The 16,273-nt window shown below is 72.5% G+C and carries 16 protein-coding genes; 7 read left to right on the top strand and 9 right to left on the bottom strand.

The genetic code is table 11. The features are described 5' to 3' along the window. Positions 1–135 precede the first annotated feature (135 nt). The 3 genes from ACWERV_RS06390 (at position 136) to ACWERV_RS06380 (ending at position 2,279) form a co-directional block, all read left to right on the top strand. Complete coding sequence (locus tag ACWERV_RS06390; RefSeq protein ID WP_398183086.1) at positions 136–321, top strand: DUF6104 family protein; 186 nt, start codon at positions 136–138, stop codon at positions 319–321. Positions 322–477: 156 nt separating this feature from the next. Beyond that, positions 478–1,314, top strand: a complete 837-nt coding sequence (locus ACWERV_RS06385; RefSeq protein WP_398183083.1) for a DUF4097 family beta strand repeat-containing protein — start codon at positions 478–480, stop codon at positions 1,312–1,314. A gap of 5 nt (positions 1,315–1,319) precedes the next feature. Further along, a complete protein-coding gene (locus tag ACWERV_RS06380) occupies positions 1,320–2,279 on the top strand; it encodes a helix-turn-helix transcriptional regulator (RefSeq protein ID WP_452929488.1) in 960 nt (319 codons plus the stop codon). Between the two features lie 11 nt (positions 2,280–2,290). Here the strand turns inward: ACWERV_RS06380 and ACWERV_RS06375 are convergent, their stop codons facing one another. The 3 genes from ACWERV_RS06375 to ACWERV_RS06365 are packed head-to-tail and all read right to left on the bottom strand — an operon-like array spanning position 2,291 to position 5,408. Further along, positions 2,291–3,256: a zinc-binding dehydrogenase gene (locus ACWERV_RS06375; protein ID WP_398183078.1), complete on the bottom strand. Its 966-nt coding sequence runs from the start codon at positions 3,254–3,256 to the stop codon at positions 2,291–2,293. Positions 3,257–3,276: 20 nt separating this feature from the next. Next, a complete protein-coding gene (locus tag ACWERV_RS06370; RefSeq protein WP_452929485.1) occupies positions 3,277–4,035 on the bottom strand; it encodes a hypothetical protein in 759 nt (252 codons plus the stop codon). After that, entirely contained in the window at positions 4,032–5,408 is a 1,377-nt protein-coding gene (locus tag ACWERV_RS06365; protein WP_452929484.1) for a right-handed parallel beta-helix repeat-containing protein, read from the bottom strand. The genes ACWERV_RS06370 and ACWERV_RS06365 overlap by 4 nt, the downstream gene beginning before the upstream one ends. Before the next feature lie 67 nt (positions 5,409–5,475). On the opposite strand from ACWERV_RS06365, the gene ACWERV_RS06360 reads away from it, so the two are divergent. After that, positions 5,476–6,663, top strand: a complete 1,188-nt coding sequence (locus ACWERV_RS06360) for a Dyp-type peroxidase (protein ID WP_452929481.1) — start codon at positions 5,476–5,478, stop codon at positions 6,661–6,663. Positions 6,664–6,732: 69 nt separating this feature from the next. Here the strand turns inward: ACWERV_RS06360 and ACWERV_RS06355 are convergent, their stop codons facing one another. Continuing rightward, the gene (locus ACWERV_RS06355) at positions 6,733–8,940 is read right to left on the bottom strand and encodes an SdrD B-like domain-containing protein (protein ID WP_452929478.1); all 2,208 of its coding nucleotides are present in this window, start codon (positions 8,938–8,940) and stop codon (positions 6,733–6,735) included. Between the two features lie 331 nt (positions 8,941–9,271). On the opposite strand from ACWERV_RS06355, the gene ACWERV_RS06350 reads away from it, so the two are divergent. Further along, entirely contained in the window at positions 9,272–9,805 is a 534-nt protein-coding gene (locus ACWERV_RS06350; protein WP_452929476.1) for a hypothetical protein, read from the top strand. 282 nt (positions 9,806–10,087) lie between these two features. Here the strand turns inward: ACWERV_RS06350 and sodN are convergent, their stop codons facing one another. Next, positions 10,088–10,483, bottom strand: coding sequence for a superoxide dismutase, Ni (sodN, locus tag ACWERV_RS06345; protein ID WP_031522406.1), 396 nt, complete (start codon positions 10,481–10,483; stop codon positions 10,088–10,090). A gap of 138 nt (positions 10,484–10,621) precedes the next feature. Here sodN and sodX point away from each other — a divergent pair, with 138 nt between their 5' ends. Further along, entirely contained in the window at positions 10,622–11,047 is a 426-nt protein-coding gene (gene sodX / locus ACWERV_RS06340) for a nickel-type superoxide dismutase maturation protease (protein WP_398183062.1), read from the top strand. Here sodX and ACWERV_RS06335 read toward each other — a convergent pair. The 4 genes from ACWERV_RS06335 to ACWERV_RS06320 all read right to left on the bottom strand — a co-directional run bounded on the left by ACWERV_RS06335 (position 10,951) and on the right by ACWERV_RS06320 (position 14,523). Next, positions 10,951–11,583 carry a CGNR zinc finger domain-containing protein gene (locus ACWERV_RS06335; protein WP_452929471.1) on the bottom strand — a complete coding sequence of 211 codons (633 nt, stop codon included), beginning with the start codon at positions 11,581–11,583 and terminating at the stop codon, positions 10,951–10,953. The two genes, sodX and ACWERV_RS06335, sit on opposite strands and share 97 nt — an antisense overlap. Before the next feature lie 173 nt (positions 11,584–11,756). Then, positions 11,757–12,563 carry an amino acid ABC transporter ATP-binding protein gene (locus tag ACWERV_RS06330; protein ID WP_398183054.1) on the bottom strand — a complete coding sequence of 269 codons (807 nt, stop codon included), beginning with the start codon at positions 12,561–12,563 and terminating at the stop codon, positions 11,757–11,759. A gap of 3 nt (positions 12,564–12,566) precedes the next feature. Continuing rightward, positions 12,567–13,544: an amino acid ABC transporter permease gene (locus ACWERV_RS06325; protein ID WP_398183050.1), complete on the bottom strand. Its 978-nt coding sequence runs from the start codon at positions 13,542–13,544 to the stop codon at positions 12,567–12,569. A 1-nt stretch (position 13,545) separates the two neighbouring features. Beyond that, complete coding sequence (locus ACWERV_RS06320) at positions 13,546–14,523, bottom strand: ABC transporter substrate-binding protein (RefSeq protein WP_398183047.1); 978 nt, start codon at positions 14,521–14,523, stop codon at positions 13,546–13,548. 432 nt (positions 14,524–14,955) lie between these two features. On the opposite strand from ACWERV_RS06320, the gene ACWERV_RS06315 reads away from it, so the two are divergent. Continuing rightward, positions 14,956–16,170, top strand: a complete 1,215-nt coding sequence (locus ACWERV_RS06315; protein ID WP_398183044.1) for an NAD(P)-dependent malic enzyme — start codon at positions 14,956–14,958, stop codon at positions 16,168–16,170. Positions 16,171–16,273: the final 103 nt, after the last annotated feature.

Here is a 16,273-nt window from a genome sequence, read left to right as displayed (position 1 = left end):
CCGTCCCCCTCACGCCGTCGCTCGCGTCCCCCTCCGGGGCTGCTCCTATCCTTGCGGTTGCAGCTGTTTCCCGTCCCCGTCCTCCGCAGTTCTTCCCCGTCCTGTTACCGTCCCACCCCTGTTCTGGAGCAGATCTTGTACTTCACCGACCGCGGCATCGAGGAACTCGCCGACCGGCGCGGAGAGGAGGAGGTCACGCTCGAATGGCTGGCCGACCGCCTCCGCGAGTTCGTCGACCTCAATCCCGAGTTCGAGATCCCGGTCGAGCGCCTCGCGACATGGCTCGCCCGCCTCGACGACGAGGATGACGCCGACGACTAGCCCGCCGGTTGCGCCCCGGGGTGCCCCCGGATGCGCTTTTCGCGACCTTCCGCGCGCGGGGCTGGGCCTCTTCTTGACACGAGCGGGACGCGATATATCGTGTGACTCAAGCAGACGCGGTATATCGCGTCCCGCTCGCCCACAAGGAGGCGCACGATGAACGACCGCACCGTCAGCGAACCCGGCACGTTCGAGTTCGAGGGCGCCCTCGACACGCTCTGCGTCCGCATCGTCGGCGGCGCCGTCAACGTCGTGGGCACCGGCGAGGGCCCCGCCCGGATGGAGATCACCGAGCTGGCCGGACCGCCGCTGATCGTGACGCAGAAGGGCCGCACCCTGACCGTCGCGTACGAGGACCTGAACTGGAAGGGCTTCCTCAAGTGGCGCGAGCGGCACAGCTGGCGGCGGCGCGCGGTGATCTCGCTCGCGGTGCCGCAGCAGACCTCCGTGGAGGTCGGCGTGGTGACCGCGGGTGCGGTGATCTCCGGGATCAGCGGCTCCACCGTGGTGCAGGGCGTCAACGGCGACACCACCCTCGTGGGCCTCACCGGCCCGGTGAAGGCGCACACCGTGGCCGGCAACGTCGAGGCGCAGTCGCTGTCCGGCGACCTGCGGGTCAACACCGTCAGCGGTGACCTCACCGTCGTCGAGGGCAGCGGCCCCGGCGTGCACGCGGACTCGGTCAGCGGGTCGATGGTGCTGGACCTCGACCCCACGGCCGGTGCGGACGTCCACCTCACGACGGTCTCCGGCGAGATCGCCATCCGCATCCCCGAGCCGGGCGACGCCGATGTCGAGGCGAACACCACGAGCGGCAAGGTCTCCTGCGCCTTCGACGAACTGGAGGTCAGCGGCATGTGGGGCGCCAAGCGCATCACCGGCCGGGTCGGCGACGGCGGCACCCGGCTGCGTGCCACCACCGTCTCCGGCTCCATCGCGCTGCTGCGCAGGCCTCCCCTGGAGGACGCGCCCTCGTTCCGGAAGGACCTCTGATCACCATGGCGCCCGTCTTCGCCCACGGCCGGCTGCGGCTGTACCTGCTCAAGCTCCTCGACGAGTCGCCGCGGCACGGTTACGAGGTCATCCGGCTGCTGGAGGAACGCTTCCACGGCCTGTACGCGCCCTCGGCCGGCACGGTCTATCCGCGGCTGGCCAAGCTGGAGAAGGAGGGCCTGGTCACGCACTCCACCGAGGGCGGCCGCAAGGTCTACTCCCTCACCGACGAGGGCCGGGCGGAGCTTGCCGCGCGGGCCGACGAGATCGCCGGTCTGGAGGCGGAGATCCGCGCGTCGGTCTCCTCCCTCGCCGCCGAGATCCGCGAGGACGTCCGGGGCGCGGCGGGCGACCTGCGCCGCGAGGTGCGGGCCGCCGCCCAGCAGGCCAGGACGAAGCCGGAGGACGCGGGGTATCCGTACCGCGAGGCCACCAGGGAGTGGAAGGAGCAGGCCAAGCAGGCCCGGGAGGAGAGCCGCCGGGCGAAGGAGGAGGCGCGGGCGGCGCGCAAGCAGGCGAAGGACGCGCGGGACGCGGTGGACAGCGCGCGGGACGAGTTCCAGCGCATCGCGCACCAGGTGCAGAGCCAGGTCCAGGAGCACACCAGGACCGGCGACTGGCAGTCCGGCCTGCGCGAGGGCCTGGCCGAACTGAGCCGCGAACTGGGCCGGTTCGGCATCCCGGGCATGGGTACGGCCGCGGGCCCGGACGCGCCGAAGTCCCCGTGGGCACCGCCGCACGAGCCGCCCGCCGGGGAGGAAGCGGAGGACGGGCAGGACGACGCGCCGCCGTCCGACAACCCGGTGCGGGACCTGGAGCGGCTGCTCGACCGCTTCCGGGACGACGTGCGCGACACGGCCCGCGATCACGGGGTGACGGACCCGCAGCTGCGCGAGGTCCGCCGCCACCTCAAGGCGGCGGCGGCCCGTATCGCGGCGACGCTGCACGGCGGCAAGCAGCTCTGAACGGCCGGGCGTCAGCGGTTGGTGAGCACGATCTTCCCGAAGACGTCACCGCTCTCCAGCCGCTCGAAGCCCTCGCGGGCCCGGTCCATCGGCAGCACGCTGTCGACGACCGGGCGTACGCCGGTGAGCGCGCAGAAGTTCAGCAGGTCCGCCAGCTCTTCCTTGGAGCCCATGGTCGAGCCGACGACCTTCAGCTCCAGGAAGAAGATGCGGTTCAGCTCCCCGGCGGGCGGGTTGGGCCCGCTGGTGGCGCCGGAGATGACCAGGGTGCCGCCGGGGCGCAGGGATGTGACGGAGTGCGACCAGGTGGCGGCGCCCACCGTCTCGATGACCGCGTCCACCCGCTCGGGCAGCCGGGTGCCGGGCTCCACGGCGGCGTGCGCGCCCAGTTCCAGCGCCCGTTGCCTCTTCCCCTCGTCACGGCTGGTTGCGTAGACTCTCAGCCCTGCGGCACGAGCGAGCACGATCGCGGCTGTCGCCACCCCGCCCCCCGCGCCCTGCACGAGCACCGCGTCCCCGGGGCGCACCCCGGCGTTGGTGAAGAGCATCCGGTACGCCGTCAGCCACGCGGTCGGCAGGCAGGCCGCCTCCTCGAAGCTCAGCCCGGCGGGCTTGGGCAGCACGTTCCACGCGGGCACGCTCACCAGTTCGGCGAAGGTGCCCTGGTACTTCTCCGTCAGCAGCGAGCGCCGCTCGCGCGGGCCGACCCCGTGGCCGGTCTGCCCGATGACGGAGTGGACGACGACCTCGTTGCCGTCCTCGTCGGTCCCGGCGGCGTCGCAGCCGAGGATCATCGGCAGGCTCTCCTCGCCCAGTCCCACCCCGCGCAGCGACCACAGGTCGTGGTGGTTGAGCGAGGCCGCCCTGACCCGTACGGTCGTCCAGCCCTCCCGCTTCCCCGGCTCCGGCCTCTCCCCCGACTCCAGCCCGGTCAGCGGCTGCTTCTTGTCGATGCGCGCGGCATACACAGCAAACATCCCCGCACGCTAACGCACGTTCACGGGGTGGCGGCAGATGGCCCGGCCGGGGCCGGGCCGGGGTAGGGGGCGGTGAGGTCGGCGGTCATCCAGCCCGGGGAGCCGGGCAGCTCGGCGGAGAAGCGGCGCAGCAGACCGGCGGCGTCGATCCAGTAGCGGGTGTGGCCGCCGGCCGCGGGCGACGGCGTGCCCGGGGCGGAGGGAGCCGGTGTGCCGGGGGCGGCGGGGCCCGCGTATTCGGTGACGGGCCGTCCGCCGACGGTGGTGGCACCGATCCTGGCCGCCCCGCTGCGGGCGAGGAGCTGGGCGTTGTCGGGGCGGTCGGCGGCCAGGCCGAGGAGCAGGGCGAGGGCGGTGTCGACGGTCGAGGTGTCCGGGTCCAGGGGGCGTTCGGGGCTCCAGCCGCCGCTGGGCGGCTGCGCGGGGGCCGGGCCGGGCCAGTCGAAGTGCGCGGCGACGGTGGCGCGGTTCCAGCGCAGCAGGTGCTGCCAGTGCCGCGCGGTGCCGGGGGTGGCGTCGCGGAGCAGGCCGTAGCCGGTGTGGGCGCGCCAGTCCAGGCGGGCGTCGAGGACGACCCGGCTGCCGGGCAGCGGCACGGTCGCGGTGACGTGGGCGCTGCCCGCCCGGTAGTTGGTGAAGCGGGTGAGGGCGAGCGACTCGGCCTGCTGCCCGGTCAGCGGCGCCGGGTGCGGGGTGCCGCCGGAGTGGCCGCATCCGGCGAGCGGGAGCAGGGCGGCAATAAGGGCCGCCGTGAGGCCGCGGCGAAGGCGGCGGGTCATCGGCCCGCCTCCCGGGGGGAGTTGGTGCGGGCCGTGCGGCTGTCGTCGGCGAGCAGGCCGGGGCCGGGCAGCGGCACGCGCTCGGGGTGGACGGCCCCGGGCAGTCCGGTGGCGGGCTGCGCGGGGGCGGTGGCGGCGTGCGGCAACTGGGGCTGGGCGGGCGGCGGGGCGACGTCCAGGAAGGGGATCCCGGCGGGGGCGGGGGTGATGCGGAGGGCGGGCCCGGCGGAGCGGGTGTTGCCCCGCGGGCAGCGGGCGGTGGCGGCGAGACCGGCGGGGAGGGTGCTGTGCGCGGTGTTGTCCTGGAGGCAGTTGCCCTGGCCGGGGGCCCGCTGGGAGGCCTGGTAGGCGATGTCCACACCGTTGCCGGTCACGGTGTTGGCGGTGAGGCGGTTGCGCAGCGGGGGGAGGTCCTCGTTGGAGGCGAGGACGACGCCGGCGCGGGAGTTGCCGGTGACGAGGTTGCGCCGGATGTCGTTGTCCGTGCCGCCCGCGATCCCGATGCCGATGCCGAAGCCGCCGTCGGCCTGTTCGGGCGTGGCCGCCTCGGTGTTGTCGGCGACGAGGTTGCCCGCGACCGTCGCGCCGCTCTGCGGCACGTAGGCCTCCAGGTACTCGGAGTCGACGGTCATGCCGACCCGGTTGCGGGTGAAGCGGTTGCCGAGCACCCAGATGTCGCCGCCGGCGTTCGTCCCCTCGTAGCCGACGGCGTTGTACTCGGCGACGTTGCCGCGCACCAGGATGTCGCAGGGCCTGCACTGGCCGACGTAGAGGCCGGAGTCCGCGCTTCCGGAGGCGTGGTTGTCCTCCAGGACGCCGTGCCGGGCGTTGAAGGCGTAGATGCCGTAGAGGCCGTTGGCGTGCGCGGTGACGTAGCGGACCCGGAAGCCGGTCAGCGGCGGGTACCTGGCCGGGTCGAGGCGGGTGTAGCCGTCGCTGCCGCGGGCGATGCCGTCGGCGCCGTCCGTCATCCCGGTCACGAGGACACCGTTGAGCAGGTGGTTGCGCACGGTGAGGTTCTCCACGGAGACACCGGGGGCGGTGACGACGACGCCGTTGTTGCGGCGGCCCTGGCCGTCGATGACGACCCGGTTGCGGTCGGTGCCGCGCAGGACCACCCGTTCGGTGCGGATCCGGACGCTCTCGTGGTAGACGCCGGGCGACACCAGGACGAGGCCGCCGGGCCGGGCGCGGTCCACGGCGGCCTGGATGGTCGGCGCCTGCGCCGGGACGCGGATGACGCCCACGGGACCGCCCGCCTTGGCGTCCCCGGCCAGGGGACCGCAGCCCCCGCACAGCACGGTCAGTACGGCGGCCAGGGCCAGGAACGTCCAGCGGGCGGGCCCGCGGCGGCGGGGGAAGGCAGGGGGCACGGTTCGTTCTCCTCGGGCGGGGCGGCCCGGGTGCCGGCCCCCTCGGAGAGCACCTTAGAGTGTTCACGTGACTACCGAGAGTGCCGACATGACGGGAGCACCGGATCTCCGGCCCACCCTCCCCCGGCGCCATCTGCTGGGCGGCGCGGCCGTGTTGACGCCCGCCCTGCTCGCCGGGTGCACGACCGGGACGGCCCGCACCCCCGCGGCCGGGAGGGCGCCCGGCGCCGGGGGCGCGGCCGCGGTCGCCGCGCGGGGCGCCCGGCAGGCGGGGGTGGACCGGCCCGCCCAGCCGCAGCCGCACCTGGAGCTGGCGGTCTTCGACCTGCCCGGCGGCCGGGACGCCGCCCGGTCGGTGCTGGCGGAGCTGGGCGGCCGGATCGGCGGGCTGCTCGCCGGGGCGGACCCACTCCTGGCGGGGCTGCCGCCGGGCGATCTGACGGTGACGGCCGGGGCCGGTCCGCGGGTGGTGCGGATGGCGGGCGAGCGGCTGCCGGGCGCGCAGGCGCTGCCCGCGTTCGCGCGCGAGGCCGTCGCGGACGCGGACCGCGGCGGCGACCTGATGCTCCAGATCTGCGCGACCGACCCGCAGGTGGTGACGCTCGCGGGGATGTCGCTGCGCGCCCTGCTGGCCGCCCGGTCGGTCCGTCCGCGCTGGTCGCAGTACGGTTTCCGGCCGCCCGCGGCCGCGCCCGGCCCGGTGCGCAACCTGCTGGGCTTCCTCGACGGCGTCTCCGTGCCGCGCACCCCGGAGGAGATGTCCCGCGAGGTGTGGCTGCCGGGCCCCGCGCCGGTGCGGGACGGGACGGTCGCGGTGGTCCGCCGGATGCGGCTGGACGTGCCGGGCTTTCTCGCGCTGGGCGTCCCGGCACAGGAGCGGGCGGTCGGGCGGCGGCGCGCGGACGGGGCGCCGCTGTCCGGCGGGGGCCCGGACGCGGCGGTGGACCTCGGGGCGAAGTCGGCGGCGGGCCGGTACCTCGTCCCGGCGATGGCCCACGTACGGCGGGCGCACCCGGCCGAGACCGGCAGCGGCCTGATGCTGCGGCGCGGCTACAGCTACGCCAACTCCCCCGCGGACCAGGGCCTGCTGTTCGTGTCCTTCCAGCGCGAGCTGAGCACGTTCACCCGGACGCAGGCGCGGCTGGACGACGGGGACGCGCTCATGGCCTTCGCCACGGCGACGGCCTCGGGGAGCTTCCTGGTCCTGCCCGGCTTCTCGGCGGCGCGCCCGCTGGGGTCGTCGCTGTTCGGCTGAGCGGCCGTCACGTGCCGCGGGGAGGGACCGGTGGGGTCCGGTCCCTCCCCGCGGTTCACCCGTCCGGGGTCAGGTGCCCATCCACAGCCCCGCGTCGATCGAGTGGTCGACGGTGCCGGGCGGACCGGTCGTCACGGTCGCGACGGCGGTGTCGGACTCCTCGTCGTCACCGGTCGGCACCGCGTCGGAGTTGATGTCGTCCCCGGGGCGCCCCTCGCGGGTCCACCACAGCTCGCCCGGGTCGAGCGGGCCGTCGGGGATGGCCGACACGTCGGCGGTCGACTTGTCGAAGGTGAGCGTGTACGCGGTCTCCGGGCGCAGCCCGTCGCGGTGGTCGAAGTAGTACTCGCCGTTGGCATCGGTGCGCTTGACGGCCACGACCCGGCCGCTGCTGTCGCGCAGGGTCACGGTGACCCCGGGGATGCCGTGCGTCTCCTGGCTGCCCTGGGTGCCGCCGCCGTCGTCGTACCAGACCCGGTTGCCGATCTGCACCGGCGGCTCGTCGCACAGCAGCTCCAGGTCGCCGAGGCCGTTGGCCTTGCCGAAGCCGCCGTCGTTGGCGTAGACGACGCCGAAGCCCTGCTGGGAGGGGTCGTTGCCGCGGCTGCCGGTCTCCCGGTCGAACCAGCCGACGCCGCCGGCGAACAGCTCGCGGGCCGGGTCGAGCATGGTGCTGGCGATACGGCCGTTGCCGAGCGGCAGCGCGAGGGCGCCCTGCGCGGTCTCCTGGTGGTACTGCCCGGTGTAGTAATAGTCGCCGGTGTAGAACTCGTTGCCGCTGCGGGGGCAGCCGGGGCCGCCCTCCCAGACGAAGTCGCCGGCCGTGTCGCGGCAGACCTTGATGATGTCGCCGCCGGTGGCGTTGGTCTCCAGCTTGTCCGGGTTCGCGTTCGGGTTGGGGCTGTAGATCTGCAGCCCGTGCTGGTCGCCGGTGCGGTCACGGAAGCCGAGGACGAGCGAGCCGTCCCGCTCGACCTCGATGTCGCTGAGCATCGGCTGCGGGTAGGCCCAGGCCCCCGTCCCGGGGGCGACGGGGAACTGCGTGAGGTCGTCCCTGGTCCACGGGTTCCAGTTGCCGGGGGTGGGGACGACGGCGGGGTCACGGGGGAAGTTCAGCGGCTGGTCCACCAGCGGGGTGCCCAGGAAGGTGCCCGTCGCCGGGTTGAACTGCCACACCACGGCCTTGAGGTCGGACACGTTCTGGCTGGACTGCGCCGAGCACACACCGCCCGCGTACAGCACGCCGTCGCGCCAGCCGAGGCCCATGGGCCGCCAGTCGTCCGGGTTCGCGCACGCCGAGTCCGGGATGTCGACCGGCGCGCCGAGCGGGGCCGCGGCGGTGGGCTGGGCGGCGTCGTACGTGTAGAGCTTGCGGTCCTTCATGTTGACGACGTAGAGCCGCGAGCCGTCGCCGGAGATCTCGACGTCCCCCAGCGACTCCTGGCCGACGACCGCCGCGAAGGGGGCGTCGAGCCGGTTGCCCTGGTTGTGGGGCGTGCTGCCCGCGTTCGGCACCGTCGTGAACAGGGTGGTGGCGCCGGTGTCGCGGTCGGTGACGTAGATCGCGCCGGGGCCGCCGGGCCCGTAGGTGGTGTGCCGCTTGGCATAGGCCCCGGAGAAGATGCGCCGGTCCTTCTTGCGGTAGGCCAGCCCGTAGAGCGCGCCGGTCTGGCCGACGGAGGTCAGGCGGCGCGGGTTGCTCTGGTTGCCCTGGGTGTCGCCGCGCGAGCTGTACGGGAAGGTGACCAGGGTCTTCTGCCCGGGTTTGGTGGCCGCCTGCTGGCAGGGCGTCACCAGGTCGGGGTTGTCCTGGCAGTAGTCCTCGGGGTTCCAGACGCCGAAGTTCAGCGTGGCGTCGTTGCCGTCGTTGAGGTCCACGAAGGCCAGGTGGGAGGACAGCCCGGTGCCCGCCAGCGAGGGGCTGAGGAAGCCCTGCCCGGTCTGCGGGTCGTACTTGTTCGGCCAGTCCAGCAGCTCCACCTTGTACTGGCCGTTGGAACGGCTCCAGTTGGTGGTGTCGATGGTGACCGTGCCGTCGCGGCCGATCGGGTACTCGCGGCAGGTACGGCTGCGGCGGTCCTCGCACAGCCGTACCCGGCCGGGCCCCAGCGGGACCTGGATGGCGTCGTTGCGATCGCCCTTGGCGGCGAAGTCGCGGAAGAGGTTGACCGTCAGCTTGCCCTCGCCCGCCGAGGCGGTGGCCGGCTGCGGCGGCATCAGGGCGCCGGCCGCGCACAGCGCGCCCAGCACCCCCAGCCACGTCTTGCTCCTGAACACTTCTCTCCTGTGGTGGAAGCAGATGGAGTGGAACGCCAGGAGTCCCGCCGGTACGGGAGGAACAGGAAAATGCCGGACGGAACGCCGGGTGCCACCACAGAGAGTAAGGGAGAAACTACTCAGCGTCGCCTGTTCGGCCACAGGAAGCACCGAACAGGCGACGCCGGGCGCGGGCCGCGCACCCCGGGGGCCCGGACTGGGCCCCGGTGCCGTCGATCTCCGGCTGGTTCGTCCAGACCGTCAACAACCAGGGCACGTGCTCGACAGGGTTCGCTCCCGCGTGGTGCAGTTGGCCGAACCAGAAAGCGTGACGGTGGGAGGAGTTCCTGCGATGACGCACGTGATCGCCCCCCGGGGCCTGCGGATCCTCGGCATCCTGGGCATCGCCGCCTTCTCGGTGATCGGCCTCGTCGTGGTGGCCCACCCCGGTGTGGACGCGAGCCTGAAGGGACGGCTGGTCGCGGGAAGCGCCATGTCCGTCACGATCTGGCTGCTGTGGAACCTCGCCCTGGCACCCCGCATAACCCTGGAGCCGGGCGTCGTCGCCGTCCACTACCCGGGCATGGTCCGCAGGATCCCCGCCGCCACCATCGTCGACGTCCGCGTCGAACGCGGCGACCTGGTCATCAGGACAGCCGACGGACGTACGGCGAAACCCCCCACCCTCCGCGCCTCCGTCGCCGGGGCGGCGACCGGAAACCGCGGAGCACGATCCGTGCGCCACCAGATCCTCGACCACGCCCACCCTGCCTCCACCACAACGGCGGATTCCCCCACCCACACACAGACCCTCCTCAGACCCCGCCTGCCTGTACTCCTCGTCCCACTGGCAGTGCTGTGGACCGAAGCGTTCCTCCTGCACTAGGGCGCGTATCGAGTCGTGATCAATCTGCGGCATCCGCCTTCCAGCGCCTTCGAGGCCCTGCTGGAGGATCCGATCGCGGAAGCCGCGAAGCGGGGTGATGTCGATCTGTCTCCGGTCGGCATCGGGAAGGCGCACCAGCAGCAGGCCCATGCCCCGAGCGACAGACGGAGGAAGACCGCACCCGGTCCGCCATGGACGCCGTGCTCGGCGGCTTGCGGACCGGGTGCGGACCGAGTGACCAGACGATCAAAGAAACCGCAGGTCAGACGGCCTAGGCAAAGATCAGGCCTTCTTGGTCTCCCAGAAGATCTTGTCGATCTCGGCGATCAGGTCCAGGGCCTTCTGCCCGGTGGCCGGGTCGTTGGAGGCCTTGGCGGCACTGAGGGCCTTCAGGGTGTCGTTCACCAGCTGGTGCAGCTGGGGGTACTTCTCGAAGTGCGGGGCCTTGAAGTAGTCGCTCCAGAGCACCGAGACGTGGTGCTTGGCCAGCTCCGCGCGCTGCTCCTTGATGACGACGGCGCGGGTACGGAAGTCCGCGTCCTCGTTGGCCTGGTACTTCTCCTGGACCGCCTTGACGGACTCGGCCTCGATGCGGGCCTGGGCCGGGTCGTACACGCCGCAGGGGAGGTCGCAGTGTGCGCTTACCTTCACCTTGGGCGCGAACAGGCGAGTGAACATGGCTGTCCTTCCTCGTGATCGTCTTTCAGGTGGGACATTACTCCCTGGAGGAGTCGTTTTCTCGGGTGCCCCAGGTGGCTTAGGCCAAAAGTCTGGTGACACCCTGGGGCTGGTGGAGGAACGAGCCGGGAGGCGGTAATGCGGGAGCAGGGGGCCAGGCTGTCGTGGCAGCTGGTCGAGGTCACGGGCCCGTCGATGGCGCCCACGCTGCTGAACGGCGACTGGCTGCTGGTGCAGAAGATCAGCAGCGGCGCCGAGCTGGTACGCGAGGGTGACGTCGTGATCATGCGCCATCCGCTGCAACAGGATCTGCTGATCGTGAAGCGGGCCGTGGAGCGGCGCGAGGGGGGCTGGTGGGTACGCGGCGACAACACCTTCGTGCAGAACGACAGCCGGGAGTTCGGCGTGGTGCCGGACGACCTGATCACCGCGCGGGCCCGCGGGCGGTTCCGGCCGCCGCGCGAGCTTCAGCGGTCGGTCGCCGGGGTGGCCTCGTGGGCCGCGTCGTGCGTACGGCCGCTGCGGCCCGACCGGTCGCTCTCCAGGCGCTTGCGGGCACGGTAGGCGGCGACGTTGGCGCGGGTGGCGCAGCGGTCGGAGCAGTAGCGGCGGGACCGGTTCGTCGAGGTGTCGACGTAGGCGTTGCGGCAGGGCGCCGCCTCGCACACGCCGAGCCGGTCCACGCCCAGCGTGGTGAGCTGGAAGGCCAGGCCCATGCAGGCGGTCGCGGAGTAGCCCGCGGTGGCGTTGACGGCCTGGTCGGCGAGGTGCATGTGCCAGTCGGGCCGCCCGGTCTCGTCGTCCAGGGTGTCGTGGCCGGAGATCTGCGGGCTGACCGGGAATTCCAGCATCAGCGCGTTGAGCAGGTCGACGGCCCGTACCTCGTCGCCCTCGTCGGCGGCCTCGAACACGCCGCGCAGCCGGGTGCGCACGGCGCGCAGCCGCGCCACGTCCGCCTCCACCGCCCGGGAGGCGGCGTGGGTGCCGGGCCCGAGCAGCTCCCGTACGGCGTCGACGGAGGTGAGGGCGTCCTCGCCGCGCAGCGGCTGCTCGGTGTTGACCAGGCGCACGGCCAGGTCCGCGTAGTAGGCCAGATCCACGGTGGTCCTCTTGGTCCCTCGGTCCTCGTCCTCGGCGGGTGCCGCCGGGCCGCGTAACAGCCCGGTGGGCTTCCAGGCTATTACGACGGGCAACACGCCCGGGGCCACCCGTCCGGCGGAAGGGCGGCCCGGGGCGGTCCCGGCGGGTCCCGGCGGGTCCCGGCGGGCCGCCGTCAGAGCACCTTGGACAGGAACGCCCTGGTCCGCTCGTGCTGCGGGTCGGCCAGCACCTCGCGGGGGCGGCCGGACTCGACGACGACACCGTCGTCCATGAAGACGAGCGAGTCGCCGGCCTCCCGGGCGAAGCCCATCTCGTGGGTCACCACGATCATGGTCATGCCGTCGTCGGCGAGGCCGCGCATCACGTCCAGGACGTCGCCGACCAGCTCCGGGTCGAGCGCGGAGGTCGGCTCGTCGAAGAGCATGAGCTTGGGCTCCATCGCCAGCGCGCGGGCGATGGCGACGCGCTGCTGCTGGCCGCCGGACAGCTGCGCGGGGTAGTTCGCGGCCTTGTCGGCCAGGCCCACCCGCTCCAGCAGCGCCCCGGCCCGCTCCCGGGCGGCGGCCCGGGACTCGCGCTTGACCTGGACGGGGCCCTCCATGACGTTCTCCAGCGCCGTCATGTGCGGGAAGAGGTTGAAGCGCTGGAAGACCATGCCGATGCCGCGCCGCCCGGCGGCCACCTCGCGGTCGCGCAGCTCGTGCAGCCGGTCGCCGCGCTGCCGGTAGCCGACGAGCACACCGTCCACGTACAGCCGCCCGGCGTTGATCTTCTCCAGGTGGTTGATGCAGCGCAGGAAGGTGGACTTGCCGGAGCCGGACGGGCCGATGAGGCAGCACACCTCGCCGGGCGCGACCTGGAGGTCGATGCCCTTGAGGATGTGCGCGGCGCCGAAGGACTTGTGGACGCTCTCGGCCCGCACCATCGGCTCCACCCCGGAGACCGGGGGGGCGGACTTGTCGAGGCTGGGGGTGCTCATGGGTCAGCCCACCTTCGGTCGGCGCAGGGTGGCCATGCCGGCCAGGTTGGCCCTGACCTTCTGCCACGGGGTCAGCGGCAGCGAGCGCTGCGAGCCGCGCGCGAAGCGCCGCTCCAGATAGAACTGGCCGACGCTGAAGACGCTGGTCAGCACCAGGTACCAGACGGACGCGACGAAGAACATCTCCATGATCGCGTTGGAGCTGACGCCGATGTCGGAGGTGGCGCGCAGCAGCTCCGCGTACTGCACGACCGACACCAGCGAGGAGGTCTTGAGCATGTTGATGAACTCGTTGCCGGTCGGCGGGATGATCACCCGCATCGCCTGCGGGAGCACGATCCTGGCCATCGTGCGCGGCCCGGTCATGCCGAGCGCGTGCGCGGCCTCCGTCTGGCCCTCGTCGACCGACTGGATGCCGGCCCGGACGATCTCCGCCATGTACGCGCCCTCGTTGAGGCCGAGGCCCAGCAGGGCGGCCACGAACGGGGTCATGACGGCGACGGTGTCGTTCTTGTACAGCGGCATCAGGTTGATCGTGTGGAAGATCAACGAGAGGTTGAACCACATGAGCAGCTGCACGTAGACCGGTGTGCCGCGGAAGAACCAGATGTACAGCCAGGCGACCGCGCCGGTGACCGGGTTCTTCGACAGCCGCATCACGGCGAACAGCACGCCGAGCACCAGGCCCATGGCCATCGCGCACACCGAGATCAGCACGGTGTGCCAGACGCCGGTGAGCACCGTGTGGTCGAAGAGCTTGATCCCGACGGTGTGCCAGATGATCTTGCCCTGCGAGAAGCCGTACGCCAGCCAGCCCAGCAGCGCCACCACGACGACGGCGGCGACCCACCGCCCGTAGTGGCGTACCGGGACGGCCCGGATGGCCTCGTAGGGCAGCCCGGCGGGGGCGGGAGCCGGGACAGGTTCCGTGGAGGGGCCGGCCGCGTCCTCGGGGACGCGGCCGGCGGACGTCCCGCTCACGTCACGAGCCGCCGTTGATCGCGACGGCGGGGATCGCGCCCGTGGAGGCGTTCCACTTGTCCAGGATCTTCTTGTACGTGCCGTCCGCGACGATCGCGTCCATCGCAGCCTTCAGGGCGTCCCGCAGCTGGGGGTCGTCCTTGCTCACCGCGATGCCGAAGGGCCCGGCGTCGAACGGGTCGCCGGCCACCTCGAAGTCGGCGCCGTTGCTGGAGGTCTGGGCGATGTAGGCGGCCACCGGGGTGTCGTTGAGGTCGGCGACCGCGCCGCCGGCCTTGACCCGGGTCTGCGCCTCGGCGTCGGTGTCGAAGGCCTGGATCGTCAGGCCCTTGGCGCCGCACGCGGTCTTCTGCTTCTTGAAGGCGTCCTCGTAGATCGTGCCGCGCTGCACGGCGACGGTCATGCCGCACAGGTCGGAGAGCTGCTTGACGCCCTTCGGGTTGCCCTTCTGCACCAGGAGCGAGGAGCCGGAGTTGTAGTAGTCGACGAAGTCGACCCCGTTGCCGATCTTCTTGCCCTTCTCGTCCAGACCCTGCTGGCGGGCCTTGGTGTCGCTCATAGCGGACATCACGATGTCCGAACGGCCGGTCTGGAGCGACGTGATGAGCCCGTCGAACTTGCCGTTGGTGAACTTGAACGTCACCCCGAGCTTCTCGCCGAGCGCCGCGCCGAGGTCCGGGTCGATACCGACGATCTGACCGTCCTTCGTCTGCTCCATCGGGGCGTACGAGGCGTCCGTGCCGACCTGGATGACCTTCGAGGACTGGTACTTCTGCGGCAGCTTGGCGAACAGCGAGTCGGGAGTCGCGCTGGTCGTGGCGCCGTCGGCGGCCGTGGAGGGGCTGCTGCCCGCCGCGGGCGAGTCGTCCTTGGTCTGGTCGCCGCACCCGGTCAGGACCAGGGCACCGGCCGCCGCGACGGCGGCGACCGCACTGAGCCGGGACAGGGCGGTGGTACGCCGGGACATGCGTGCCGTCATCGCTGCGTCCTCCTGAAGAGGTGAGTGGTGGTGCTCGGGGCTGGCACACGCCTTCGGGTGTCGCCACCGTGTGTGATCTGTGCATCTTGCCATCCGGACTGCGCCGCTCGGGGTCCCCGTTGTGTCAAAATCGCATAACGGGCGATCCCCGGGCTCCTCTCGGGCCGGCACACCACGGCAGGACCACGAGGGGGCCATGCCCGTCAGGGCCGCACGGCCACACGGTGGTTGCGGCTCGCGGTAACAGTCATCCGGTAGAACGGATTCTCACCCCTCATCCGGGGCCGGTGCGCGTGCGGCGCACCAGGCGTCCCCAGTCCGCCGATTCGCTCACTCGTTCGCCGTGGGCAGGACGCCGGCCCGCCTCCTCCCGTGCGCGCGCTCGCGTGCGGGACGAGCATTTCCCTCAACCACTGACAAAGGGGTCAACACGTGGCAATCGAGACCGTCAATCCCAGGACGGACGGCGATACCGGCGGCGACGCGGAGGACATCCCGCTCGATCCGGTCTTCGCGCTGCACCGCGGCGGCAAGATGGAGATCACCTCCACCGTGCCGGTGCGGGACGCCGCCGACCTGTCGCTCGCCTACACGCCCGGGGTGGCCGAGGTCTGCACGGCCATCGCCGAGGAACCGGAGCTGGTGCACGACTACACCTGGACGTCGCAGGCGGTGGCGGTGGTCACCGACGGCACCGCGGTGCTGGGCCTGGGCGACATCGGACCGCGCGCGTCACTGCCGGTCATGGAGGGCAAGGCGATCCTGTTCAAGCAGTTCGGCGGGGTCGACGCGGTGCCCATCGCGCTGGACTGCCGGGACGTCGACGAGATCGTGGAGACCGTGGTCCGGCTCGCCCCGTCCTTCGGCGGGATCAACCTGGAGGACATCTCCGCGCCGCGCTGCTTCGAGATCGAGCGGCGGCTCAAGGAGCGGCTGGACATCCCGGTCTTCCACGACGACCAGCACGGCACCGCCGTCGTCACGCTCGCCGCGCTGCGCAACGCCGCCACCCTGACGGGCCGCCGGCTCGACGGCCTGCGGGCCGTCATCTCCGGCGCCGGGGCGGCGGGCGTGGCCATCGCGCGCATCCTGCTGGAGGCGGGCATCGGGGACGTCGCGGTCGCCGACCGCAAGGGCGTGGTCCACGCCGGCCGCGACGACCTCAACCCGGTCAAGCGCGAGCTGGCGTCGTATACGAACCGCGCGGGGCTGACCGGCTCGCTGGAGGACGCGCTCGCGGGCGCGGACGTCTTCATCGGCGTCTCCGGCGGCACGGTCGCCGAGGCGGCGGTCGCGAGCATGGCGCCGGGCGCCTTCGTCTTCGCGATGGCCAACCCGACGCCGGAGGTCCACCCGGACGTGGCACGCCGGCACGCCGCCGTCGTCGCCACCGGGCGCAGCGACTTCCCCAACCAGATCAACAACGTGCTGGCCTTCCCCGGCATCTTCGCCGGCGCCCTCCAGGTGCGGGCCTCGGCCATCACCGAGGGCATGAAGCTCGCCGCCGCGGAGGCGCTGGCCGGGGTGGTCGCGGCCGAACTGAGCGCGGAGTGCGTCATCCCGTCGCCGTTCGACCCGCGGGTGGCGCCCGCGGTGACGGCGGCGGTCGCCGCCGCGGCGCGCGCGGAGGGCGTCGCCCGCCGCTGAGGCACGACCGCCCGGACCGGCCTCGGGTGTGACGAGCGTCACATACCGGAAGGTGTCACAAAATCCGGGACGGCACAGTCTTAAGGCCGTCCGGAGTGACACC

It is taken from the genome of Streptomyces sp. NPDC004031 (assembly GCF_053604375.1).
This window is presented reverse-complemented; position numbering and strand designations above follow the sequence as displayed.